The 23,198-nt window shown below is 72.0% G+C and carries 15 protein-coding genes; 7 read left to right on the plus strand and 8 right to left on the minus strand.

Annotation, left to right across the window (positions count from 1 at the left end):
* Positions 1–45 precede the first annotated feature (45 nt).
* Positions 46–1,779, plus strand: a complete 1,734-nt coding sequence (locus tag KYK13_RS26175) for an FHA domain-containing protein (protein WP_223634785.1) — start codon at positions 46–48, stop codon at positions 1,777–1,779.
* Positions 1,780–2,777: 998 nt separating this feature from the next.
* Here KYK13_RS26175 and KYK13_RS26180 read toward each other — a convergent pair.
* Positions 2,778–3,272 (minus strand): CarD family transcriptional regulator, encoded by a 495-nt coding sequence (locus KYK13_RS26180; RefSeq protein WP_014398206.1) that lies wholly within the window; start codon positions 3,270–3,272, stop codon positions 2,778–2,780.
* A 338-nt stretch (positions 3,273–3,610) separates the two neighbouring features.
* Between KYK13_RS26180 and KYK13_RS26185 the strand changes: the two genes are divergently transcribed.
* Both KYK13_RS26185 and KYK13_RS26190 read left to right on the plus strand, forming a co-directional pair.
* Complete coding sequence (locus KYK13_RS26185) at positions 3,611–5,923, plus strand: DNA internalization-related competence protein ComEC/Rec2 (protein ID WP_255654006.1); 2,313 nt, start codon at positions 3,611–3,613, stop codon at positions 5,921–5,923.
* A complete protein-coding gene (locus tag KYK13_RS26190; protein ID WP_223634792.1) occupies positions 5,923–6,183 on the plus strand; it encodes a hypothetical protein in 261 nt (86 codons plus the stop codon). Before KYK13_RS26185 ends, KYK13_RS26190 begins: the two co-directional genes overlap by 1 nt.
* Before the next feature lie 9 nt (positions 6,184–6,192).
* Here the strand turns inward: KYK13_RS26190 and KYK13_RS26195 are convergent, their stop codons facing one another.
* Positions 6,193–7,398, minus strand: coding sequence for a carbohydrate-binding family 9-like protein (locus KYK13_RS26195; protein ID WP_223634795.1), 1,206 nt, complete (start codon positions 7,396–7,398; stop codon positions 6,193–6,195).
* A 184-nt stretch (positions 7,399–7,582) separates the two neighbouring features.
* Between KYK13_RS26195 and KYK13_RS26200 the strand changes: the two genes are divergently transcribed.
* Both KYK13_RS26200 and KYK13_RS26205 read left to right on the plus strand, forming a co-directional pair.
* Positions 7,583–8,218 carry an outer membrane beta-barrel protein gene (locus KYK13_RS26200; RefSeq protein WP_223634798.1) on the plus strand — a complete coding sequence of 212 codons (636 nt, stop codon included), beginning with the start codon at positions 7,583–7,585 and terminating at the stop codon, positions 8,216–8,218.
* 128 nt (positions 8,219–8,346) lie between these two features.
* Complete coding sequence (locus KYK13_RS26205) at positions 8,347–9,186, plus strand: FHA domain-containing protein (RefSeq protein ID WP_223634801.1); 840 nt, start codon at positions 8,347–8,349, stop codon at positions 9,184–9,186.
* Positions 9,187–9,197: 11 nt separating this feature from the next.
* On the opposite strand, the gene KYK13_RS26210 is transcribed toward KYK13_RS26205, so the two are convergent.
* The 5 genes from KYK13_RS26210 to KYK13_RS26230 all read right to left on the minus strand — a co-directional run bounded on the left by KYK13_RS26210 (position 9,198) and on the right by KYK13_RS26230 (position 18,884).
* Positions 9,198–9,638, minus strand: coding sequence for a PH domain-containing protein (locus tag KYK13_RS26210; RefSeq protein WP_223634804.1), 441 nt, complete (start codon positions 9,636–9,638; stop codon positions 9,198–9,200).
* A 62-nt stretch (positions 9,639–9,700) separates the two neighbouring features.
* Positions 9,701–10,603: a lipopolysaccharide assembly protein LapB gene (locus KYK13_RS26215; RefSeq protein WP_223634807.1), complete on the minus strand. Its 903-nt coding sequence runs from the start codon at positions 10,601–10,603 to the stop codon at positions 9,701–9,703.
* 56 nt (positions 10,604–10,659) lie between these two features.
* The gene (locus KYK13_RS26220) at positions 10,660–11,970 is read right to left on the minus strand and encodes an adenylosuccinate synthase (protein ID WP_223634809.1); all 1,311 of its coding nucleotides are present in this window, start codon (positions 11,968–11,970) and stop codon (positions 10,660–10,662) included.
* Between the two features lie 12 nt (positions 11,971–11,982).
* Positions 11,983–15,642, minus strand: a complete 3,660-nt coding sequence (locus KYK13_RS26225) for a UvrD-helicase domain-containing protein (RefSeq protein ID WP_223634811.1) — start codon at positions 15,640–15,642, stop codon at positions 11,983–11,985.
* Positions 15,639–18,884 carry a PD-(D/E)XK nuclease family protein gene (locus KYK13_RS26230; protein WP_223634813.1) on the minus strand — a complete coding sequence of 1,082 codons (3,246 nt, stop codon included), beginning with the start codon at positions 18,882–18,884 and terminating at the stop codon, positions 15,639–15,641. Before KYK13_RS26230 ends, KYK13_RS26225 begins: the two co-directional genes overlap by 4 nt.
* Before the next feature lie 926 nt (positions 18,885–19,810).
* Between KYK13_RS26230 and KYK13_RS26235 the strand changes: the two genes are divergently transcribed.
* A complete protein-coding gene (locus KYK13_RS26235) occupies positions 19,811–20,719 on the plus strand; it encodes a phosphatase PAP2 family protein (RefSeq protein WP_223634815.1) in 909 nt (302 codons plus the stop codon).
* 393 nt (positions 20,720–21,112) lie between these two features.
* Complete coding sequence (locus tag KYK13_RS26240; RefSeq protein ID WP_223634817.1) at positions 21,113–22,228, plus strand: hybrid sensor histidine kinase/response regulator; 1,116 nt, start codon at positions 21,113–21,115, stop codon at positions 22,226–22,228.
* On the opposite strand, the gene KYK13_RS26245 is transcribed toward KYK13_RS26240, so the two are convergent.
* Positions 22,218–23,141, minus strand: coding sequence for a metallophosphoesterase (locus KYK13_RS26245; RefSeq protein ID WP_223634819.1), 924 nt, complete (start codon positions 23,139–23,141; stop codon positions 22,218–22,220). The genes KYK13_RS26240 and KYK13_RS26245 overlap by 11 nt on opposite strands.
* Positions 23,142–23,198 lie beyond the last annotated feature (57 nt).

The following is a 23,198-nucleotide window of genomic DNA, read 5'->3' on the forward strand; positions in this document are numbered from 1 at the left end:
GGCCAGCCCTTGGCGTTGGAAGCGTCGGATAGGGAGAATCGCCGCATGGCTCCGCCGAATCCGAAGCGTCCGCCGCGCCCGCCCCGCCCTCCTGGGCAGCAGGCGTCGTCGGACGACCCGTCGGAGGAGCTGCCCTTCGACGACGACGAGGTGGCTCCCCTGCAGGCGGATGATCCCCGCCCTCAGCGCGTGCCCCAGTATCCGGCGGGCCCCCGGAAGCAGATGCGGCGAGGGCCGGGTGAGCGCACGCGGTCGGACCGGGAGCTGTCGCCCCGGTACGACTGGGCGAAGGAGTATTCGGATCCGGGCTTGACGCCTGCCTTCGTGTACGTGGAGCGCGGGCCCGGCGCCGGGCAGCTCGTGCCGCTGCGGCAGGGGTCCATCACGCTGGGGCGTTCTTCGACGTCGGACCTGCGGCTCCAGCATGCGTCCATCAGCCGCCGCCACGCGCAGCTGACCCGGCGTGGCAATGACTTCACCGTTCGCGACCTGGGCAGCCAGAACGGCACATTCGTCAACCGCCTGCGCATCAAGGGCGAGGTGGAGCTGCAACCCGGGGACGAGCTGAGCCTGGGCAACGCGACGCTGCGGCTGCGAGGGACGGGCGCCGGTCCGACGATGAGCCGGACAGCGGTGGATCCAGCGCGGCCTCGCACGGTGAAGCGTCCGCTGAGTGGTGTTGCCGTGGCGGTGGCCGCCGCGGTCGTGGGTTCCGCCGTCGCGGCGTTGATCAGCGTGGTGGCCATGCGGATGGCGGACCGGACGCCCGCGAGAAATCCGACGGAAGGCGGGCCCCCCCAGGTCCCTGGGACTCCTGCGGCGCCCGCGAACGAGGCGAGAGAGGCCGGGGCGGAGGTTCCCGCGAAGGAAGCCTCTGGCGCCGGTGCGGAGCCCATCGGACAGGAAGCAGCCGAGACAGCGGCCGCATCCGCGAAGGAAGGCCAGGCTGGGCGTGCGGAGACGTCCGTGGCGGCTCCGGGCATCAGCGCCCGTGAGCCCGCCCGGAGCACCGGAGGGGTCCCTTCGCCCAGCGCAACGAATGTCGCCCGTGAGGGGCACGAGCGCACGGCGCCGGGCGCGGGTGAGGTGGCGGCGCTCAGCGCGGTGGAGGTCGCTCGCGGCATGCGGCCTGGCGCGGCAGCGAACAAGGACGGGAGCACTGGAGCGGCGAAGGTCCTCAGCGCTTCGGACATCGCTCGGGGCATGCACTCCGGCACTGCGACGACACTGGACGCGGCTCCGAGCGCCGTCGAGGTCGTGGACCCCGCGAAGGCGGGCGCCATCCATGCGGGTGCTTCGAGCGCGGGCCACGTCGTCGCCGCATCCGAGCGGAAGGCCCTTTCCTCGGCTGATCCGTCGGGACCTCCGGATGAGCGCCAGCGTGCGGACATCCTCGCTCGCTACGAAGCAGGGGATGTCTCTGGCGCGCTGGCCCAGGCGAAGCGCGCGAACCTCACGCCCCTGGTCCAGCAGCTCACCCGCTTCCAGACCGCCGAGTCCGCCGCCCGGGCGGCACTGGCCGAGAAGGACCGCCCCCGGGCGCTCGATGCGCTCAGCGCCGCCGTGCGGGCGGACCAGGAGCTGTCCCATGGCTGGAGCCGCCAGGGAACCAGCCTGCGGCGCCAGCTTGCCGGGCTGTATGTGCGCGCGGGCCAGGAAGCAGTTCGTGCCCAGCGCTTCGCCGACGCTCGCGAGGCCTTCACCGCGGCCCTCCAGTACGACGCGGACAATGCCGAGGCCCGCTCGCAGTTGGCGGCGCTGGATGCGCAGGCGCGTTGACTGAGCAGGGCTCAAGGCCCACCGATGCGGGCCATGACGCCAGGCTCATGACCTCCAGGCCGCCCACCTCCCGGCGCGGTCTTCCAAATCCTGTCCGACTGTCGGACAGGTTTCTGCCGCCCAGGGGGCACCGCCACGGCAGGTAGCCTGACGGCCCCGAGGCGTGGAGAGCCCCGGAGGCACCTCAGCCTTGGGCGGCTGGCACTGTTGTCCAAGCCTGTCCGACAGCCGGACAAGTTCGCGCTGCTCGGCTGGGCAACGGGGCCGCGATGCGGAACTTCAAGACCAGTCCGACTGTCGGACCAGCTCCCGCTGCTCAGTGGGGTAGCGGGTCTGGCGGCGCGGCACTTCAGAGCTTGTCCGACAGTCGGACAGGTTTCTGGAGACTGGGGCCGGGAGGGCGTCCCTGCGCGGCTTTCCGGTCCGGAGCCGATTGTCGGACAAGTCTCCGCGGGTCGGTTCCGGGGGACTGCCGGCGACCGCCCCTCGGAACCGGGCCGGCTGTCGGACAGGTCTTCGCTGTTCGACGGAGCAGCGCCTCCCTGCCTCGGATCCCAAACAGGCTCAACTGTCGGACAGGTTCTGCTGATCAGCTGAAGCGGGGACCTCAACCCTGGTTTTTCAACGCAGTTCGACTGTTGGACAGGTTTTCGCCGTGCTCTTTTAAGGGAGGACCTCACGGCCACCGCGCGCCAAACCGGTCCAGCAGTCGGACAGGTCTTGTTGCTCCACTGGCGCGGACGGGCCCGGTGCCGGCTGCCAAGTCTGGTCGGACTGTCGGACAGGTTTCCGCGGCTCGGTCACGGAAGGTCCCCCAGTCACGGCGTTCGAACCGGGCACGACTGCTGTCGGACAGGCTCTCGCGGCTCGGCCCTGCTGAGGCACCCCACGCGGCCTGGCGTCTGGACTCCGGATACACGACGCCCCGGATTCCATCGAGGGAACCCGGGGCGCGGGGTGCGAACGCGGCGGCTTGGAGCCGCGCGTCACGCGGGGACTCAGGCGAGGTTGAAGATCTTCTTCAGGTCGGACTCGACCTCTTCCTCGGAGCAGTCCTTGGCCAGAGACAGTTCCTTGATCAGCAGCGAGCGCGCCGTGTCCAGCATCTTGCGCTCACCGAAGGACAGGTCCTTGTCGCCCTTGAGCAGGTACAGGTCGCGGAGCACCTCGGCGATCTCGAAGACGGAGCCCGTCTTGATCTTCTCCATGTACTCGCGGTACCGGCGGTTCCACGTGGTGGAGTCGACCGAGATGTCCTTCTCGCGGAGGATGGAGTAGACCTGCTTGACGTCCTCCTCGCTGATGATTTCCCGGAGGCCAACCGACCCGACCTTGTTGATCGGGATCATGATCCGCATCCCGTTCTCCAGGATGCGCAGGACGTAGAACGACTGGCGCTGCCCGGCGACCTCGGTGTGCTCGATGCCCATCACCTCACCGACGCCCTGGCCCGGATAAACCGCCTTGTCACCAGTCTTGAAGCTGGTCTGCACTAACTGCCTCCTTGGAGAAAGCTTCGACCCCGGCCTTCGCGCCCGCCACTACTACCACAAACCACATCCACGGGCAACGAAATCGCCTTGACCACCCAATGCGGGCCGCACTACGGTGTCCGGTTTTGTGTGCGGTGTCGCTCGGTGTGTGAGCGCTGCAGGACGGACAGGGCGGTGGGTGGGGGTGGGTATTGGTTCGTTATGCGTGGCGCGACCTGGGTACGCGTCCGTTGTTCTTTCCAGCGCTGAGCCTCTTGCTCGGCGCCCTTTGGCCAACCGGAACAGAGAGTTTCGCCGGGGTATTTCTCGTTGGCGCGCTTTGCCTGGGCGCGCTGGGCATGGCGCTTGGCCCCCTGCCCGGCGCGCATCTGGCGGTGCTCGGAGCACTGGCCCTGACCGGCGCGGGGCTTTCCGGTCTTGAGGCGCGGGTCGACATCCCGCCCTCGCTGAAGGACGGCGGCAGCGCGGTGCTCGAGGGTGAGTTGGAGCGCGTGGAGCGCTTCGACGGTGCCGTCCGCCTGCGGCTCGCCGTGGCCCGCGCGGGGTTGCTTTCAGGGCCTCCCGTTGCCTCCCGCTTCCGCGTCAGCCTTTCCGGGCGGGGCGAACGTCTGGAATTGCAACCCGGGCAGCGCGTGCGGGTGGAGGCGCGGCTCGTGCCGGATGCGCCCCCTGCGAATCCAGGGGAGCGGGACTTCGCATCGGCGCGGCGGCGGCAGGGTGTGGCCTTCACCGGCGGGTTCGTGCCGGGGCGCGTGCTGGCGCTCTCCCCTGCCCCCGCGTGGCGGCTCGCGCTGGAGGACGTGCGTGGACGGCTGACGACGGCGGTGCACGAGGTCTCGCCTTCCCCGGACGCGGCGGCGCTGTTCCTCACGCTGGCGGCCGGGCAGCGCGCGGACCTGGACGCGGCCTGGGAGGACGCGTTCTCGCGGGCGGGGCTCGCGCATGTGCTCAGCGTCAGCGGGCTGCACGTGGCGGCGCTCGCGTTGATGACGCTCGCGTTGCTGCGGCGGGTGCTGGTGCGGCTGGGCGGGCGCTGGCGGGCCCTGGAGGCGCGGCGGTGGGCAGCCCCGGCGGCTGTGCCCTTTGTCTGGGCGTATGTGCTCTTCACGGGGAATCAGGCGCCCGCGGTGCGCTCGGCGGTGATGGCCACGGCGGTACTGCTGGGCCTGGCGCTGTGGCGGCGCGCGGATGGGCTCAACGGGCTGTCGCTCGCGGCGCTGGCGCTGGTGGCCTGGACGCCCTCCAGCGTTGTGGATCTGTCACTCCGGCTGTCGTTCCTCGCGGTGCTCGGCCTGGTGTTGTTGTCGCCCGCGCTGCGCTCGGCCCTTCCCCTGGCCCCACCTGACCCTTCCGAGCCCCGGCGGCTGAAGCGGTGGGCCGCCCAGGCTCGGGAGACCGTGGCGGAGACGCTGTGCGCGAGCGCCGCGGCGACGCTCGTGGGGCTGCCCGTGGTGGCGGCGGCGTTCGGCCGGGTCAGCCTGGCGGGGCTCGTGTCCAACATCATCGCACTGCCCCTGTGCGGCGTGCTCACCGGGCTCGCGGCGGGGGGCGCGGCCCTCTTCGTCGTCGCACCCGCCGTGGCGACGCCCGTGCTGTGGGCGGGGGCCTGGGCGTCTGAGCTGCTGCTCCTGCTGACGCGCGCCTTCGCGGCCGTGCCCTTCGCGGCGGTGGAGGTACCGGGCCTGGGTGCATGGCTCGGCGGCGCGTACGCGGTGGGGCTGGGTGCCTGGGCGCTGGGCTCGGGGCGCTGGCGATGGCTGGGTGTGCTCACGCCGGGGGCCGTGCTGGGCGCCGTGGTGCTGCCCGTGCTCGCCCCGGAGCCCGCGCTGAGAATCACCTTCCTCTCCGTGGGACAGGGGGACGCCGTCGTGCTGCGCTCCCGGGGGCACCATGCGGTGGTGGACGCGGGCGGCGTCCCGGAGGGCGCGGACACCGGCGAGCGGTTCGTCCTGCCCTTCCTGAAGGCCGAGGGCGTGTCTCGCCTGGACCTGGCGGTGCTGTCCCATCCGCATCCGGACCATGCGCTCGGGCTCGTGTCCACCCTGGCCCAGGTGCCCGCCGAACGCCTGTGGCTGTCCGCGGGCAGCGCGGACGGACCGCTGTCCCGGCGTATCATCGCGGCCGCCAAGGGGGCCCAGGTCGAAGAGGTGCAGGTGGGGCACCCGGCGTTCACCCTTGGCGAGGCGACGCTGGAGGTGCTGGGGCCTCCCGTGGACCGGGAGTTGATGGAGGGCGCGAATGACCGGAGCATCGTGCTCCGCGTCCGCCATGGCGACGTCACCGTGCTGCTGGCGGGCGACGTGGAGGCGGAGGGCGAGGCCGCGCTCGAGGAGGCGCTGGGCCCGGTGACGGTGTTGAAGGTGCCGCACCATGGTTCGCGCACGTCATCCTCGGCGGCGCTCCTGGAGCGCACGCGGCCGCGTCACGCGGTGTTCTGCGTGGGCCGACGCAACCGCTTCGGCTTCCCCCATCCGGAAGTCGAGGCGCGCTACCGCGCCCTGGGCACCGAGTGCTGGCGCACCGACAGGGACGGCGCCGTCACCCTGGAGAGCGACGGCCAGGACGTCCGCCTGGTGTCCTTCCTGCCACACGAGGGTTCCGTGCCCGTCGCCATTGCCAGGGGTGAGACGCAGGCCCAGCTTGAGCGGTGATGATCTCCGACGACCTGGACCTCCGGCAGCTCACCAAAGACCTGAAGGCACGACTGGGCCCGGGCGAGCCCGTGGGCTACCTGCGCGGCAAGGCCCTCATGCGCGACCTGCTGCTCGACATGAGGGACAAACAGTTCTCCGCGCTGGAAGCCGAGGAGCTCGTCGACACGCTGGTGGACCGGGGCTTCGTGCGCTTCCTCGGCGACCCGACGGAGCGCTCCGTCGCCGATGCGCCGTGGGAGATCTCGCCCCACACCTGACGCGCCCGCCTACTGGAAGGCGAGCCACGCGAAGCGCGGCAGGTTGTGGAAGTCACCGATGAAGAGCGGGGAGAAGGCCTGGCCTTCCACCTGCCGGCGGTCGTGGTGCTCCAACCGGTAGAGGTTGAAGCGCCACCGCTCGCCCGGCTGGGGCGGGATGTGCGGCACCTCCGCGAGCCGGTTGAACGGGATGGCCATCTCGACCGTCCAGCCCTCGTCGCGGTCGGATGCGTCGTCCAGCGTGCCGCGCACCTTCACCGCCGTCTTCATGCCGGAGTCCCATGACAGGTCCATGCCCTGGCGCCGCGCGGGGAAGTACGCGTCGAAGATGACGTTGTGGGGGGACACCTCCAGCTCGTTGTACGTGCGCCCGTCCGCGTTGGCGTCGAGGAAGACCTCCACGACCTCCTGCTCGTAGATGGAGTCGTCGCGGTTGCGCAGCGTGCCCCAGATGTCCGGGTCCTCCACGTCGAAGGCCACGTACAGGTTCGCGTCGTCGTAGACGAGCCGCGCCTGGGTGCGCAGCCGTCCGGGCCGGCCGTCGAAGCTGCCCACCAGCGTCACCGCCTTCGCGCCCTTCCAGGCCTCGTCATCCAGCGCGCCGTCGATGACCGGCGCCTTCTTCACGCGCGTGACGGTGTACTCGGGCAGCGCGGGGGGCTCGCCGCCCAGGAGTGGCCCGAACACGCGGTTGTCGCCCTGGTGCATGCGCGGGTCATCCACCGGCAGCCGTTCGTCGTCGCGCCAGAAGCCCAGCACCAGCCGCGCGGGCGTGGAGGGCATGGGGACGGTGTGCACGTCCTCCAGCACCCGGCCCACGGGCCAGGTCTCCAGCGGCGCGGCGCCGTCCTGGAACTCGTGATCCGCGTTGGCCAGCATCTGACCGCTCTGCGGATCCACCACGTGCGCGAAGAAGTGGAAGCCCTGCGGCGGCGGGCGCACGGCCTGGAAGTAGTGCGCGATCCGCACCGGCTGCCCCGGCGTGGTCCGCTCCGGCGTCACACGCGCCCCCAGGTAGACGATGGCGCCGCCCGCGAGGGTGGCGCCGCTGCGGAAGGTGAGCCCCTCCGGAGCCGCGTCGAGCGTCCTCGGCGTCGTGGCCGCGGGCAGCTTCGGCGTGCGGTGGGCGGGGCCCGCCTGTTCGTCGCGGCAGGCGCCAACGACGAAGAGGACGGAGGTCAGCAGCGGGACGAGGGCAAGGGAGCGGAGGCGCATCGAAGGCGCGGAGTCTACCCTCCCCGTCCTCCAGGAAGCGTTCTTCCTCGCGGGAGCCAGCGCGCCTGCCGCCATGGGCAACCCGTCCGCCAGGGAGGGCGGCCGAGCCTGCGGGCCCTCGGGACCCGGTTGGCACTGCCGAAAGGACTAACCAACTTTCGTTCCATCACAGGGAGGGGACCATATGAGCAAGGGATTGTTGGCTGGCGCGGCGGCAGTGGCGGTCTTGGCGGCGGGCTCGGCGCAGGCCGCGTCGACGGAGCTGCGCAGGTCCGCGGACATGCGCGGCCTGACATTCCTCGTGGGCGGCGGTGTGGAGGGCTACACCAGCGCGCTTCGCGACCAGATTGATCCAGGCCTGGCCTACGGCGTGACGGTGGCCATCAAGCCGACGAACGTGCTGGGCATCGAGCTGGGCTACACGGGCGCCATCAGCGACTTCAACCACAGCCGCGTGCTGGCGACGAACACCAACGGGCCGGACATCGTGCGCAACGGCGCACAGGCGGCGGTGACGCTGGGCCTGTCGGCCACGCCGCTCCAGCCGTACATCATGGGCGGTGTGGGCCTGAGCCGCTACAACGTGCGCGCGCTGGCTCCGGGCTTCCAGGACGACACGGTGGGCAACATCCCGGTGGGCGCGGGCCTGCGCCTGCACGTGGGCAGCTTCACCGCGGACGCGCGCGTGAACTACAACTTCCTGTTCGACCAGGAGTTCGCCCTCACCGTGCCGCCGTCCGACGTCAACCTGGGCGGCGACGAGACGTTCAGCAGCGGCGGCCGCTACGTGGGCACCATCAACGTGGGCGCCACCTTCTAGCCAGAAGGCATGCGCCCTGCCGTCCCGGCCTCCGGACATGGGAGTCCGGGGCTGGATGGGGCCTGGGGGCAACCTCGCGAAAACGCGACGTCCGGTGGCAGGCGTGACGCTTGCTGCCGGACGTTCGCATGCGCTTCGAATTCGAGCACCTGGGCACCGCCACCCCCTTCGAGCTGGGCGAGGGTCACCACCTCCTGGGCGGCAGCCCCGACGACCATGTCCACCTGGAGGGCCTTCCTCCGGGGCTGTTGACCCTGCGCATCGACTCCGGGCGGCTCATGGTGCAGGCGGTGCGCAGCTTCACCGTGAATGCCGTGCGCGTGCTGCCCGGCGTGTCGCGCCTGGTGGTGCCCGGCGAGGTGCTGGGCCTGCCGGACGGGATGTGTCTGCGCGTGCTCGCGGAGCCGAGCGCCCTCGAGCGCGGCGTGGGCACCGTCGCCGTGCTCAAGGGGCTGCTCACGGACGCCGGGCTCCTGCCGTCCCGCGCCGCGACCCTCACCTGCCTCACCGGACTGGATGTGGGCCGCTGCCATGCGCTCGCGGAGGCGAGCACGGACATCGGCCGCGGCGATGGCGCGGCCCTGCGCCTGCGCGACCGGGCCGTGTCACGGATGCACGCGCGAATCCGCCGTGCGGACTCGGGCTTCGTGCTGGAGGACCTGGGGACGCCCAACGGCGTATTCCTCAATGGCGTGCGGCTGGAGGGTCCCGCGCCCCTGGCGGACGGAGACGTCATGGAGCTGGGGCGCTCACTGCTCCGCTTCCAGGCCGCGTTCGATGAGGCCTCAGCGGAGGCCCCGCCCGTGCGCCGGCCCGTCCTCCCCAAGGAGGAACCCGCTGAAGCACGAACGCCGCGGCCTCCCGAGGGAAGGCCGCGGCGCCTGGAGGGATGGCTCATCGCGGGGGCGGTCGCGCTGGCCCTGGGTGCGCTGTTCGCCACCGCCCTGCTGACGGCGACGCAGGGCTGAAGGCGCGCGCCCTACGCTGGCAGGGGCGAGAGACCCGCGCGCTCCACCAGGAGCCTGGCCAGGTATCGGTGGTTCCGGAAGAAGCTGGTGAAGTGCACGAAGCCCTTGCTGCCCCGGATGGCGTAGACCGTCACGGGCCCGGGGAGGACGTCCAGCTTGCGGATGTCCGCGAAGGAGAAGCGCCGCGTGCGCACCATGCCCCGGCAGGTGATGCCCCGGGCGTCCACCTCGATGCGGGTGCGGCCGTAGTAGGTGACGGCCACCGCGAAGAAGACGACGAAGAAGGCCGCGGACAGGAACGTCTTCAACGGCACGCCATCGAAGTGGAACAGCCAGGCGAAGATGCCCAGCCATAACAGGCCCGCCGCCGCCATCAGCGCGGCGAGCACCCTGCGAGGGCGAAAGACCTGGTGCGGCTGCTTCCCCTCCACCGTCCGATCGCGTCCGTCCATCCCCTCAAGATAGTGGGCAGGACAGCCCCCGGACGATGCTCGTCAGTCCAGCAGGCGGGCAGTCAGCGCAGCCGTTCCGCCTTCTGGCGCGACTCCTCCTTCAGCTCGGGGCGCACGTCGGCTGCGCTGGAGCGCGTGTAGCGCTCGTAGAGGTCGCGGGCCTCCAGGTTGCGGCCCAGCGCGCGGTACGCCTCCGCGAGCCCGTACAGCGGCGAGGCCGAGTCCGGCTCCAGCTTCAGCGCGAACTGGTAGTCCGCCGCGGCCTCCGCGTAGCGCCGCAGCCCGATGTTGGCGCTGCCCCGCGCGATGTACGCCACGGTGAGCAGCGGCTCCTGCTGGATGGCCTGCGTCAGCGTCTGGAGCGCGGGCGCGTAGGCGCGCTGGCTGATGTGCTGCACGCCCTGCTCGTAGGCGCGGCGCGCCTGGGCCCGCGTCGTCTCCGCCACGGGGCCGGAGCCGGGCGGCTGCCCCACGGCCTGCGGCGACGCGCCGGACTCGCCCTGCTTCACGCGCGCGCGGGTGATGTTGTCCTGCGCGCTCTGACGGATGGCGGCGTCGTGGGTGAGGCGCGACGCGGCCTCCCACTCCTCGATGGCGCGCGCGTAGTAGCCGAGCACCGCCAGCGCGTTGCCCAGCTTGAAGCGCGCCTCCACGTGCTCCGGCGCCGCGTGCTCCGCGTCGAGGAAGGCGAAGGCCGCTTCACGGTAGCGGCGCTCGCGCATCAGCGCATCCCCGTCGCGGATCCGCGTGGCCGCCAGCACCGCCTGCGGCGTGCGCTGGGGTGGAGGCTCCACCGGGACGGGCGCGGTGTCGCTGGCCGGGACGGGCGCGCGCGAGCCCCGGGCGGCGGGCTTCGCGTCGGCGGGGGCCGGGGGCTGGGTGCCCTGGGCCCAGGCCGGCACCGCCATCGTGCCGAGCCACACCACCGCCGAGACCCCGAGCTGGAACCTGCGCGTGCGAACCATGTCCCTCTCCCGTCCTGGCCCCCGGCGGGCCAGGACCACTTCGGACTGCGTCCTTCCTAGCTGCGGAAGGGGTTCTGCAGGAGCACCGTCTCGCCGCGGTCGGCGCCCACGGAGACGCACACCACGGGCACGCCGCTGACCTCTTCCACGCGGCGCACGTAGCGCTTGGCGGCTTCCGGCAGCTCGTCGAAGGTGCGCACGCCGGCGATCTTCTCGTCCCAGCCGGGCAGCGTCTCGTAGAGGGGCTTCACGCGCGCCAGGTCCTCGTAGTCGCCCGGCAGTTCGGTGATGCGCTGGCCGTCCAGTTCGTACGCGTTGCAGATGCTGAGCGTCTTGATGCCGCTGAGCACGTCCAGCTTGGTGAGCGCCAGGCCCCACAGGCCGTTGACGCGCACCGCGTAGCGCAGCACCACGCCGTCCAGCCAGCCGCAGCGGCGCGGGCGGCCCGTGGTGGCGCCGAACTCGTCGCCCACCTTGCGCAGCCGCTCACCCAGTTCGTCGCTCAGCTCCGTGGGGAACGGGCCGCCGCCGACGCGCGTGGTGTACGCCTTGCTGATGCCCATCACCTTGTCGATGGCCGTGGGCCCCAGGCCCGAGCCCACCGCGGCGTTGCCCGCCACGCAGTTGGAGCTGGTGACGAACGGATAGGTGCCGTGGTCCACGTCCAGGAGCGTGCCCTGCGCGCCCTCGAAGAGGATGCGGGCGCCGCGGCGGACCTGCTCGGAGAGGAAGAGGGACACGTCGTGCACGTAGGGGCGCAGCCGCTCGCCCAGGGTGGAGAACTCCGCCAGAATCTGCGGCGTCTCCAGGACCGGCACGTCCACGCCCGCCTTGGCGCAGAGGTCCTTGAGCTCCTCCATCACCGCGGGCAGGCGCTCGTCGATGCGGCGGCGCAGGCGCTCCGGGTGGAGCAGGTCGCGCACGCGGATGCCCCGGCGGGCCACCTTGTCCTCGTAGGCCGGACCGATGCCCCGCCCCGTGGTGCCGATGGCGCTGCCGCCGCGGGCCTTCTCGCGGAAGCTGTCCAGCAGCTTGTGCCACGGGAAGATGACGTGGGCGTTGTCGGAGATGAGCAACTGGGCGTCATCCTTGAGGAAGCCGCGCGGCTTGAGCGCGTCGATCTCCCGGACGAGGACGGCGGGATCCACCACCACCCCGTTGCCGATGACACACGTCTTGCCCGGATGAAGGATGCCGGACGGAATCAGGTGCAGGACGGTCTTCTGCCCTCCCACCACCAGCGTGTGGCCCGCGTTGTTGCCGCCCTGGAAACGGACGACCACCTGGGCGTGCTCGGTGAGAAGGTCGACGACCTTGCCCTTCCCCTCATCTCCCCACTGCGCTCCGATGACGACGACGTTCGGCATGGTGCCCGCCGCTTAGCACGCGGGAGGGGCCGGGTGACAGTGTTCCGCGAAGCCGCAGTGAAGGGCCTGGCAGGCCGCTTTGTCCCACCCCGGCCATGCCCCCGCGTTTTCGGCCTGGACAAGCGCTCGGACGCCCTCGGCCAGGCGGCGCGCCGCCCCGGCGTCGGCGGATCCGCCCGGGAGGAACTCCGGCTCCGGGGACGCGTCGCCCAGGAAGGCCACGCCCACCCGCACCGGCACGCCGTCGCGCACCATGCGTTCGGAGGCCAGGGACAGGGCCGTCAGCGCATGAGCGCACGCGGCCGGGCCCAGGGGGTGGCGAGCGCCCGGGCGCAGGAGCACCGCCACGGCCTCACCATCCGGTGACTCCCAGAGCAGATCCACCGTGCCCTCCACGCGGGCGCTGTCGTCCAGGTCCAGCGCGAAGTCCAGGCCCCGGTGGATGGAGGACGCGGGTGCCACCGCGAGCTGGCGGGCGAACGGCGTGGCCAGGAAGCGCTCCGCTGCCGCGAGCACCTCGCGCAGGCCGTCCTCTTCTGGTTCTCTTCCCGCGCTCCGCAGCAGGTTCTCCAGGTGCGCGCGCAGCTCGGAGGCCTCCGCGTCCGGGCCCGCGAGCGACAGGTCCACCTCGCGCAGGAGCCGGATGAGGAGCTGGTCCGGACGCTCCACGGGCAGCCAGCCGTCAGGCTCGACGAAGAGGGGGGCGGCGTGCGCGGGCGCCTCCCACGGTTCGGATCCGACGGCGAGCCCCAGCCGGTGGAGCTGGTGATAGCGGCGCGGGCAGGTGAGGAAGTCCTGGACCGCGTGCACGGAGGCGACCGCCGGAGCTTCGGAGAAGAGGACTCCGGACGCTTCAGGCGACATGCGCTCCAGCACGGACTCCAGACGGAGCCGTGCCTGTTCGCGCTGCGCTTCCGTGGGCGGCTCTGGATCCGCGGGCGGTGGCAGCTGCTCCACGTCCACGTCGTTGGCGAGCGCCCGCAGGTCCGGATCCGCGTCCAGCCGGCGGTCCACGCGGTGCCACCAGGTGTCCGTGCCCGCGCGCTTCTCCTCGCCGCCCGACAGCACGAGCAGGTCCTTGGCGCGCGTGAGGGCCACGTAGAGCAGGCGCAGGTATTCGGCGTCCTCGCGGGCCTTGAGTTCGGCGCGCACGGCCTCGAAGCGTTCGGAGGTGAAGGTGTCCAGCGAGTCCGGCATCCACGGACGCAGGGCCAGGCCGAAGGAACGTTCGAAGTACGCCCGGGCCGACGTGGTGCGACGGCGTCCGCCCATCCCCGGCACGATGACCACCGGCCATTCCAGGCCCTTGGCGCGGTGGATGGTGAGCAGCTGCACGGCGCGCGGGTCGCCCTCGTCCAGCAGGTCCGCCTGGGCCTCGTTGGGGTCGGAGTCCGCCAGTTGGCGCAGCTCCCGCGCGAAGGCCACGCAGCCGCCCGTGCCGCGCTCGTCCCGCCGCGCCGCCAGCGACAGGAGCTTCTCCACGTTGGCGCTCGCCTGCTCCGCGTACGGCGAGCCCGCGAGCGCCTCGCGGTATCCGGTCGCGTCCAGCGCGGCTTGCAGCAGGGCATGCACGCCCAGCCGGTCCCGCTCGCGCCGCAGCACGGGGATGAGATCCAGGAAGCGCGCCAGCCGCGCCTGCTCGCGCGCGGACATGGCGGCACGGACCTCCGCGTCCATCAGCCGGGGTGAGCCGAGCGACAGCGGCAGGTCCCCCGCGAGCCGGAACAGCGACGCGTCCGACAGGCCCACCAGCGGCGAGCGCAGCACCGCGGCGAACGCCAGCGCGTCATCCGCGTCCGCGAGCAGCGCGAGCAACGAGGCCAGGTCGCGCACCTCCTGCGCCCCGTAGAAGCCCCGGCCGCGGAGCACCCGGTGCGGCACGCCGTGGCGGATCAACGCCTGCCGGTATTCCTCCAGGTGCGTGAAGGTCCGGAAGAGGACGGCCACGTCTCCGCCGCGCGCGGGGCGCAAGCCCTTCTTGTCCTCCGCCATCACCGTCGGCGGGGCGCCCGGCGCGAGCATCACCCGCAGCCTGCGGGCCAGCGCGTCCGCTTCGTACTCGCGCAGCTCCGGAGCGGTGTCGGCCTCCGGCAGGGTGAGCCGCTCCACCACGGGCCCTCCGGCCAGCTCCGGCCGCGTGGGCGACAGGTCGTCCGTCTCCGGCTCGTAGACGACCTCGAAGGGACGGGGCGTCGCCTCCTTCGCCACGAGCAGCCCCGCGAACGCACGGTTGAAGAAGGTCAGGACGCCCGGCAGCGAGCGGTAGTTGTTCTGGAGGAAGCCGCGCATGCCGCCCTCGGCTTCAATCTTGTCCGCCAGGACCTTGAACACGGACACGTCCGCGCCGCGGAACTCGTAGATGGATTGCTTGCGGTCCCCCACCGCGCACAGGAACGCGGGCTCCAGGGGCAGCGCGGCCACCAGGTCCGCGTCCGGCGCCAGCTCGCGCGGGCCGCCCTCGCGCTTCTCCGACAGGAGCAGCACCAGCTCCAACTGCAGCCGGTTGGTGTCCTGGAACTCGTCCACGAGGAGCGCGCCCAGCCGCTCCTGCACCTGCTGCCGGAACTCCGGGTGGTCGCGCAGCAGGTCGCGTGCCTTCACCAGCAGCGAGGTGAAGTCGAACACGTTGCGCCGGGTCAGCTCCGCGTCGTGCCGTTCCTCCACGCGGGTCAACAGGTCGCGGAAGGTCGCTTCGAACGGGGCTGTGCGCCACGCGGCATGGGCATCCTCCAGCCGCCGCACGGAGCCGTCGCTCTTGCCCTTCACCTTCCAGAGCAGCTCCTTCAGGCACGCGCCCGCGCCCTTGCGCAGGTTGACCAGACTCTTCGGCTCCGACAGCAACGCGGTCTTCAGCGCTGGGAAATGGGCCGGCTTGAGGAAGGTGTCCGGCGTCATGCCCTGCAGTGCCAGCTCGCACGCGGACAGCAGCCCGCTCCATTCACCCTTGAGGTCCTGGGCCCGCGCGTCCAGGCACAAGCGGCGGCAGTCGTCGATGAGGGCCTCGAGCTGCGCCTTGTCCGCCACGCCGTCGCCCACGCGCGCGGTGGCGGCCTTGAGGCCCTCCTCTCGCATCTTGCCGTAGACGTCCATCAGCGCGGCCACGAGCCCGTCGGAGAAGCCCGAGCCGGAGAAGCCCAGCTCCGCGCACAGCTCGCGCACGCGCGCGTCGCCGCCCTCCAGCGCATCGAGGACGACGCGCTCGGTGACGTCCTCCAGCAGGCCCGCGGCCTCCAGTTCGTCCAGCACCTCGAAGGCAGGGTCGATGCCCACGGCCGGCGGCGCGCGGCGCAGGAGCTGACCGCAGAGCGAGTGGAACGTGCCCACCGTCGCGGCGCCCAGCTCCTCGCGCACCTTGCGCCACTGGTCCTGCGTGGGGAACGGGCGCTCCAGCCTCGCGAGCGAGGCGCGCAGGTCCTTCTCCGCGTCGCGCGGGACGTCCCCCTGGGCGAGCGCATCCAGGCGCTCCCGGACGCGCTTGCGCATCTCCGCGGCGGCCTTGTCCGTGAACGTCAGCATGCACAGCCGCGATGGACGCAGCGGCTCCGCCTGCCGCGCTCCCGCGAACAGGTGCAGCGTCATCGTCACCAGGCTGTACGTCTTGCCCGCGCCGGCGCCCGCCATCAGGGCGAGGTTCTTCTCCAGCGCGAGCATGTGGGGCGCGGCGTCGCTCATCCGCTCCCCTCATCCGAGATGCGGCGCTCGGTGATGCGGCACACCGCGCGGTAGGCGCACTTGCCGCAGTCATTGGGCCGCGCCGGGAAGTGGCCCTTGCGCAGCTGCCGCACCAGCGACTCCACCGCGTTGGGCAGGTTGAGGCCGGCGGAGTCCGCCACGCGCTGACGCACCTCCGGATCCGTGGACAGCAGGTCCTCCAGCTCCGCGGGCGGCAGCACCGAGGACAGGTGGATGGCGTCCCCCGTGCGCAGCGAGAACCACGCCGCGTTCTTCGCGCCCACGTGGCCGGCCTCGCGCGCGGCGTAGAGGTACAGCGGGAGCTGGAAGTCCGAGCGCAGCAGGTTCTCCTTCAGCGTGCGCTTGTCCAGGCGGCCCGTCTTGTAGTCGATGACGCCCACTTCCGGGCCAGCCGTGTCCAGCCGGTCGATCTGTCCCTCGAAGACGATGGCGTCATCCGCCACCATCAACTTCACGTCGCTCCAGCGCTTGTCCTCGGCCGCCGGACCGAAGCGCAGCTCGAAGCCTTCGGGCACCAGCGGGTCGAAGGGCAGACCGTGCCGCGGATCCGCGAGGATGCGCCGGGCCATGGCCTGGGCCTTCTCCCCCGCGAGCTTCCACAGCTCGTGGTGGCCCACGTGGTTCAGCTCCGCGAAGTGGCGGCTGGCCTTCTTGACGGCCTTCTCCAGCACCTCCTCGGGGATGTCCTCCGGCGCGTGCCCCAGGAGCTTCTTCTCCTTGAGCGCCTGGAACACCTCCTCCATCACCCGGTGCCAGAAGGTGCCTCGGCCCCGGGCGTCGAACTCCTCGCTGGCCACCACGGGTTCGGCCACCTTCAGGCCGTACGCGATGAAGCCCTGGAAGCCGCAGTTGCCGAACTTCGACAGGGCGCTCGCGGACAGCGGGCGCTCCAGGCCGAAGTGGAATGTCTCGCGCAGCTTCTGCTCCAGCGCCGGGCCCTGCACGCCACCGGTGAACTCGCCGGGCGGTTCGTCCTCGCGGCCGAAGAAGCGCAGGCGCGCGGCCTCCATGTGGGCCAGCTCGCGTGCGCTGCGGAACCAGTCGTCCGTGCCGAAGCGGTCCTTGAGCACCTGCCCCGCGGGGTCTGGCTCCGTCACGCGCAGCGAGGGGAACGACAGGCCCGCCAGCGCCTCCAGCGCCACGGTGCGCCGCAGCTCCGAGGCCGTGAGCACCTCATCCAGCGGCAGCACCGGCGGCAGCGTGCGCGTGGCCCACTTGTGGCCGGTGAGCCGGCGCACCTCTTCCAGGAAGGCGGACGGCACCTGCTCCTGTCCTCCCGCGGCCTTCACCGCGAACGACAGGCTCAACGTGCCCTCCGCCGCCGCGAGGGCGCTGGCGAAGAGCAGCCGGTCCTCCGTGAGGCGCCAGGGCGCGCGGTCGTCGAACTCGCCGCCGGTGAGGCGGAACACGTCGCGGGTCAGGTGCTGGTTGAGCGCCACGCGCTCCGCGTCTCCCAACAGCGGCGACGGCGGGTCGCGCCCGGGGAGCCGGCCCTCCGTGAGCCCGGCGACGAAGAGGTGTCGGAAGGTGCGGCCCGGGACCTCCGCCAGGTCCAGCACCTCCACCGCGCCCGTGGACGGGCCCCGCGCGGGCAGGTGCACGTCGCGCAGCGCGTCCGCAAGCCACCGGCCCAGGACCCGACGGGTGATGCGGGGGCCTCCGCCCACGGCTCGCAGCGAGCGCAGCAGGGCTTCCATCCGCTGACGGAAGGCCGCGAGCGCCGCGTCGTCCCGGGCCCTCGCGTCCTCGATGCGCGCGCCCAGGTTCCCGGGCTCCAGGGCCTCCAGGGGCCCCGCGGAGTCCAGCAGCCCCAGCCGCTCCACGACCTTCCACCACGCGGCGATGGACTCCGCGGCCGGTGCTTCCTGAGGGATGTGTCGGCATTCATCGATGAGCCGCATCACGCGGTCGCGCAGCGCGCGCACGGCCATCACCTTGCTCGCGTCCTCCTTGCGCTTGCCGCCCTGCGCGGCCATCCGGCGCGCGAGCCCTTCCAGCCGCACGTCGTAGGCGCCCTTGCCTCGCGTCGCGCCCAGGCGGTCGTCGCGCGCGGCGGCGAGCGCGAAGAGGGTCGCGGGCGCATCCGGCCCTCCGCGCGACAGCGAGGGCACATAGCGGCTGGAGACGAGCTCCGCCACGCGCTCCGCCGGGAAGCCGTCCTCCATCAGCACCGGCAGATCCAGCGCCAGCCGCACGGGCCCCGCGAACGCGAGCGGTTCGCCCCAGGGCAGGCGCACCGGCACGCCCAGGTCGCCGAGTGCCTCCGCGAGCCAGCCCGCCTCCGGGCCCAGGTCGCGGTACGCGATGGCGATGTCGCCCGGCGCGCTGCCCGCGTCGATGAGGCGGCGCACATCGCGGGCCACCACGCGGGCCTCCTCGCGCGCGTTCGTCGCGTTCCACACGGACAGCCCGTCCACGGCGCCCTTCAGCACGTCGCGCGCGGCACGGGGGGAGAACAGGTGGCGGCCCAGGTCCGTGAAGGGGCGGCCCTCGAAGGTGACGTCCGCCTTGAAGAGGTCCACGTGGGGCATGGTCTCGCCCCGGTTCTCGAAGGCGCGGAACAGCGCCGCGAGCGCCGCGTCCGCCACGGGCGAGCCTCCCACCGGCGTCTCCACGCGCAGCGAGACGCGCCGGGCCTCGCACGCCGCCGCCAGGCCCATCAGCAGTTCCAGCTTCGACGGGCGCACGTCGTAGACGCCGTGGAGCACCAGCCCCGTCACGCCGTCCCAGCCCGCGGGCCACGCGCCCCGGTCCAGGGCCTCGCGCGCGCCCCGGAGCACGTCCTCGCGGTCCGCGAGTCCCAGCTCGGCCAACCGCTGTTCGTACAGGTGGTAGAGCCGCGCGAGGACGCGTGCACGGGTGCGGCGCTCTGGCGGCAGCACCTCCGCGGCGTCCTGGAGCTCGCGCGGGGAGAGCCGGCCCGCCTTCAGGTCCAGCAGCACGTCCGCGGCGGCGCGGGCGAAGGCGGGCTCGCGCACGTAGTCGCCGAAAGGCGTGGGGCCCAGCGTGGCGCCCAGGCCGGACACCACGGCGCGGGCCGTCATCGCGGGACAGGGCCGCCGGTTGAGTTCGCGCGCCCCACCCAGCGCGTGGACGAAGTCATCCCACGTGAGCAGGTGGGTTCCCACCGCGATGCCCCGCGCACGCCTCTCCGTCCGCAGGGCAGCCTGACGGCGCGCGGCATCGGGGAAGACGTGGAGTGTGCGGCCAGGGCGGGACATGCGGGGCGAGGACTCTAGAACGGCCAGGGGCGCCGTTTTCATGCTCCTTTCGAGGCATTCCCACACCCTGCCTCGTTGTCCGCCCGGCTGCTGCCCTCGGAACCCGGGAAGTCCGAGGACGCGCGTCTTCCGCCCGACCTCGGACAACTCCGTTCAGCCTGGACGCGTCCCGGTCTGAGGACATGAGTTCCGCTGGGTGGAAGCAGCGGCGAGCCCCGCCGGCGACGAGCGGCGGAAACCTGTCGGACAATCGGACAGGCGCAGGAACACCCAGGCCGACGCCACGCCACCGCGCAAATCGGTCGGACAGGTTCTGGACCACGACAACCGGTCCACCCCGAGGCCGCGAAACCTGTCGGACAGTCGGACAGGTTTTGGGACACCGCCAGCGGCCCACCCGGGCCGCGAAACCTGTCCGACTGTCGGACAGGTTCCGAAACGCCGCGACTGACGCCCCGATGCCTGGGGAACCTGTCGGACAGTCGGATTGGATCCGGAACGCCGCGGCTGTGGCGCCTCGGTACCGCGGAATCCTGTCCGGCAGTCGGACAAGTTCCGGAACGCCACGGCCGACGCCCTACGAGCGAAATCCTGTCGGACAGTCGGACAGGTTCTGGAACGACGCCCCTGGCACCACGTCGCTGCGGAATCTTGTCGGACAGGTTCGGGAACACCGCCTCTGGCCCGCTCGGACGCAGAAAACCTGTCGGACAGTCGGACAGGTTCGGGCACACCACCACTGATGGCCCGGGGCTGCGAAAACTTGTCGGACAGTCGGACAGGTTTCGGAACGTCGGGCCTGCTCGGTGCGCCCCAGGAGCCCAACGCCCTGGGCGACTTCCTGGCGCGGTTCGTCGAAAAGAATGAAGCCGGGCGCACCTTGAGCCCTCACCGCCCGGATTGCGGCAGGGGGGCGGAGCGCCCTTATGCTCCGCCGTCCCATGCTTGCCCACTACCGGACCCTCGCTACCTTCTGCCTGCTCCTGCTGGCGCCGCTGTCCCCCGCCGCCGCCCAGGACACGTCCGACTCGCCGCGCGCGCTGCGCTTCAACTGGACCCGCGACGGCATCATCACCGGCACCGCGGGCGTGCTGTGGATCTCCAGCGAGACCGTCTTCAAGGACAGCCTGGCCCCGGCGCAGTGCCGCTGGTGCGACCGCGCTCCGGATGGCACCGACCGGCTCAACCGCCTGGACCGCTGGGGCCGGGGCATCGCGGGCGACACCGCGGCGTCCCGCAAGCGCGCGGACACCTGGAGCAACGTCATCGGGTTCGTGGGCCTGCCGCTGGGCATGCTCGGCACCCAGTACGCCGTGGGCCACAGCAGCGGCGCCTCGGGTGAGTTCTTCGCCCAGGACGCCACCATCATGGTGCAGAGCGCTGTCCTCGCCTCCGTCGCCAACCAGGCGGTGAAGTTCGCCGTGGGCCGCGAGCGCCCGTTCGTCCACGTGCTTCCCGAGTCGGAGAAGGCCCTCACCGCCCACCCCAACGACAACAACCTGTCCTTCTACAGCGGCCACACCAACCTGGCCTTCTCCCTGGTCGCTTCCGCCGGCACCGTCGCCGCGATGCGCGGCTACAAGCACCAGGCCGTCATCTGGGGCGTGGGCCTGCCCGTCGCCGCCTCCGTGGGCCTCTTGCGCATGGGCGCGGACAAGCACTACCTCTCCGACGTCCTCACCGGCGCCGTGCTGGGCACGGCGTTCGGCGTCGCCGTGCCCCTGCTCCTGCACGGCCGCGTGGAGGACGCTTCACCCTCGGCCACGCGCCACTCCTCGGTGTCCCTCAACCCGATGCTGGGAGCGCAGATGGTCGGCCTGTCCGGCGCCTTCTAGCCGCACGTAGCCACACGCCTCCACCGGGCGCGCACAACCAGGCACTTCGGCCTCTCGGCTTCCGGACGCACGCGCCTGACATGTGGGTCCACCCGTTCACCTTCGTCGACCGGGTCCCTCCGTGCGCTCCATCCTGGCTGCCCTTCTTCCGTGCGCTCCGGGGTGGTGCCCATGAGCCCACCCCTCGCGAAGGCCCCCGCGCGTCGCGCCTGGGCGGCGTCACCCTGGCGCAGACGCCCTCCGCGGTTCGCTCTCCCGCCATGCTCCAGGCGGCGCTCACGGCGCGGGCCGTGGATTTCGTGCTTCCTCTTGAACAGATGCCCGCTGTCTTCCGGGCATGGGGAGGTGGCGGTGCTATCTGAGCTGTCCGTCCTCAGCAAGGAGCCCCTGCCCGTGGCCTCCCGGGTGAAGTGCCTGCTCGTCGATGACCTGGAGGAGAACCTCCTGGCGCTCTCCGCCGTGTTGCGGCGCGACGACGTGGAGGTGCACTGCGCCCGCTCTGGCGCGGAGGCCCTGGAGCTGCTGCTGCAACACGAGTTCGCGCTCGCGCTCGTGGACGTGCAGATGCCGGAGATGGACGGCTTCGAACTGGCGGAGCTGATGCGCGGCTCCGAGCGCACCCGCGACGTGCCCATCATGTTCGTCACCGCGGGCACGGGCGACCCGCGGCGCACCTTCAAGGGCTACGAGGCCGGCGCGGTGGACTTCCTCTACAAGCCGCTGGAGGCCCAGGCGCTGCGCACCAAGGCGGAGGTCTTCTTCCAGGTGCACCGCCAGAAGCAGCAGCTGGCGCAGCAGTTGGACACGCTCGCGGAGACCCTGCGCCTCAACGAGATGTTCACCGCGGTGCTGGGCCACGACCTGCGCAATCCCCTGTCCGCCATCCTCACCGCGGCGGACCTGCTCCAGCGCCGCTCGGAGGACGAGGCCGTGAAGAAGACGGCCGCGCGGATGATGGCCGCCGGCAAGCGCATGAGCCGCATGATCGAGGACGTGCTCGACCTGGCGCGCGCGCGGCTGGCGGGCGGCATCCCGCTGCGCCGGGGGGAGACGGACTTCGGCCAGCTGGTGCAGCGCATGGTGCAGGAGCACCAGACAGCGTGGCCGCGCCACCGCATCGAGGTGCAGCAGGACGGCGACCTCGTGGGGGACTGGGACGCGGACCGGCTGGCGCAGGTGGCCTCCAACCTCATCGGCAACGCGCTCCAGCACGGCGACGCCGCGGAGCCCGTGCGCATCCGCGTGGACGGCACGCGCGACGACGCCCTGCGCTTCACCGTCACCAACATGGGCGTGATTCCAGCGGACCTGCTGCCCGTCCTCTTCGACCCGTTCCGCGGCGGCCAGCAGCGCCGGGGCCGGCGGGAAGGGCTGGGCCTGGGGCTCTACATCGTCCAGCAGATCATCCACGCGCATCAGGGCGGCGTGGAGGTGCTCTCCGGCGCCGGCCCCTACACGGAGTTCCGCGTGGAGCTGCCGCGAAAGGGCCTGGACGTCGTCAAGCTGTAGCGCCGTTGTCCGCGGGCACGCCGCCCGCCGCCCCTTCCGGCGCCACGGGCGGCAGCGTGTGCATCCCCCAGCGCTGTCCCGCCTGCCAGGCGGCGACCCCGGACACGCCCCAGCCGGCGCGCTGGGCCTCGCGCCCCTCGAACTCCAGCCAGAAGACGGCGGTGTCCGGCCGCGCGGCCTGGTCCAGGCACGCCACGCGCGACAGCGTGCGCCCGTGCGCGTCCAGCGCCACGGCGAACGGCTTGTGGGAATGGCCGCAGAGCACCCACTTCGGGTGCACCGCGTCCACCAGCTTGCGCGTCACCGGGTTGCCAATCCACGGCGAGGGCAGCGGGCGCGCGGGGCCCAGGCGCTCGTCGCGGGCCTTCTGCACGATGCCCCGGGGCCACTCGTGCACCAGGAGCAGGTCCACGTCCCGCGCCTGCGACACCCGCTCCACCTCCGGCGTGCGGAAGTAGCCCGCCTGCTTCGCCGTATCCAGCGACGTGGGGCGCTTGAGCGGCTGGTCGATGAAGCGCGGCGCGTGGATGCCGGACAGATACGCCACGCGCAGCGGCCCCAGGGTGCGCAGCCCCGCGCGGCCCAGGTAGTGGACGTCCGGGGCCAGCTCCCCGCCCTCCGGCAGGTCGTGCAGCGCCTCGAAGTCCTCGTTGTTGCCGCCAATGAAATACAGCGGGCGCTTCACGCGGCGGACGCCGTCCGCGTACTCGGCGAACTCGGCGGGCATGGAGCGCTTGGCGGCCTTGCGCCGGTGGTCGTCCGCGTGGCGGAAGGCCTCCACGTCCCCCACCGCCAGCACGAAGTCCACCCGCCGGCCGCGCGCCTGCTCCAGCGCGTCCAGCCACGCCTCCACCCGGTGGAAGCGGCCATGGATGTCACCCAGCGCGGCGACGAGGAGGGAGTCCTGCGACATATCCTTCACTCAAGGCCTCCCGCCCCGCCCTGTCGAGCCATCCGTCCCTGTCTCTTT

It is taken from the genome of Corallococcus sp. EGB, assembly GCF_019968905.1.
In the GTDB taxonomy this organism is placed as follows: Bacteria; Myxococcota; Myxococcia; order Myxococcales; family Myxococcaceae; genus Corallococcus.

Bases quoted from the DNA above. Each gene is read 5' to 3' on its own strand.
- KYK13_RS26200 (WP_223634798.1), top strand. From the start codon at position 7,583: ATGAGCAAGGGATTGTTGGCTGGCGCGGCGGCAGTGGCGGTCTTGGCG.
- KYK13_RS26220 (WP_223634809.1), bottom strand. From the start codon at position 11,970: ATGCCGAACGTCGTCGTCATCGGAGCGCAGTGGGGAGATGAGGGGAAG.
- KYK13_RS26225 (WP_223634811.1), bottom strand. From the start codon at position 15,642: ATGAGCGACGCCGCGCCCCACATGCTCGCGCTGGAGAAGAACCTCGCC.
- KYK13_RS26235 (WP_223634815.1), top strand. From the start codon at position 19,811: ATGCTCCGCCGTCCCATGCTTGCCCACTACCGGACCCTCGCTACCTTC.
- KYK13_RS26230 (WP_223634813.1), bottom strand. From the start codon at position 18,884: ATGTCCCGCCCTGGCCGCACACTCCACGTCTTCCCCGATGCCGCGCGC.
- KYK13_RS26215 (WP_223634807.1), bottom strand. From the start codon at position 10,603: ATGGTTCGCACGCGCAGGTTCCAGCTCGGGGTCTCGGCGGTGGTGTGG.
- KYK13_RS26245 (WP_223634819.1), bottom strand. From the start codon at position 23,141: ATGTCGCAGGACTCCCTCCTCGTCGCCGCGCTGGGTGACATCCATGGC.
- KYK13_RS26195 (WP_223634795.1), bottom strand. From the start codon at position 7,398: ATGCGCCTCCGCTCCCTTGCCCTCGTCCCGCTGCTGACCTCCGTCCTC.
- KYK13_RS26185 (WP_255654006.1), top strand. From the start codon at position 3,611: ATGGCGCTTGGCCCCCTGCCCGGCGCGCATCTGGCGGTGCTCGGAGCA.
- KYK13_RS26175 (WP_223634785.1), top strand. From the start codon at position 46: ATGGCTCCGCCGAATCCGAAGCGTCCGCCGCGCCCGCCCCGCCCTCCT.
- KYK13_RS26210 (WP_223634804.1), bottom strand. From the start codon at position 9,638: ATGGACGGACGCGATCGGACGGTGGAGGGGAAGCAGCCGCACCAGGTC.
- KYK13_RS26190 (WP_223634792.1), top strand. From the start codon at position 5,923: ATGATCTCCGACGACCTGGACCTCCGGCAGCTCACCAAAGACCTGAAG.
- KYK13_RS26205 (WP_223634801.1), top strand. From the start codon at position 8,347: ATGCGCTTCGAATTCGAGCACCTGGGCACCGCCACCCCCTTCGAGCTG.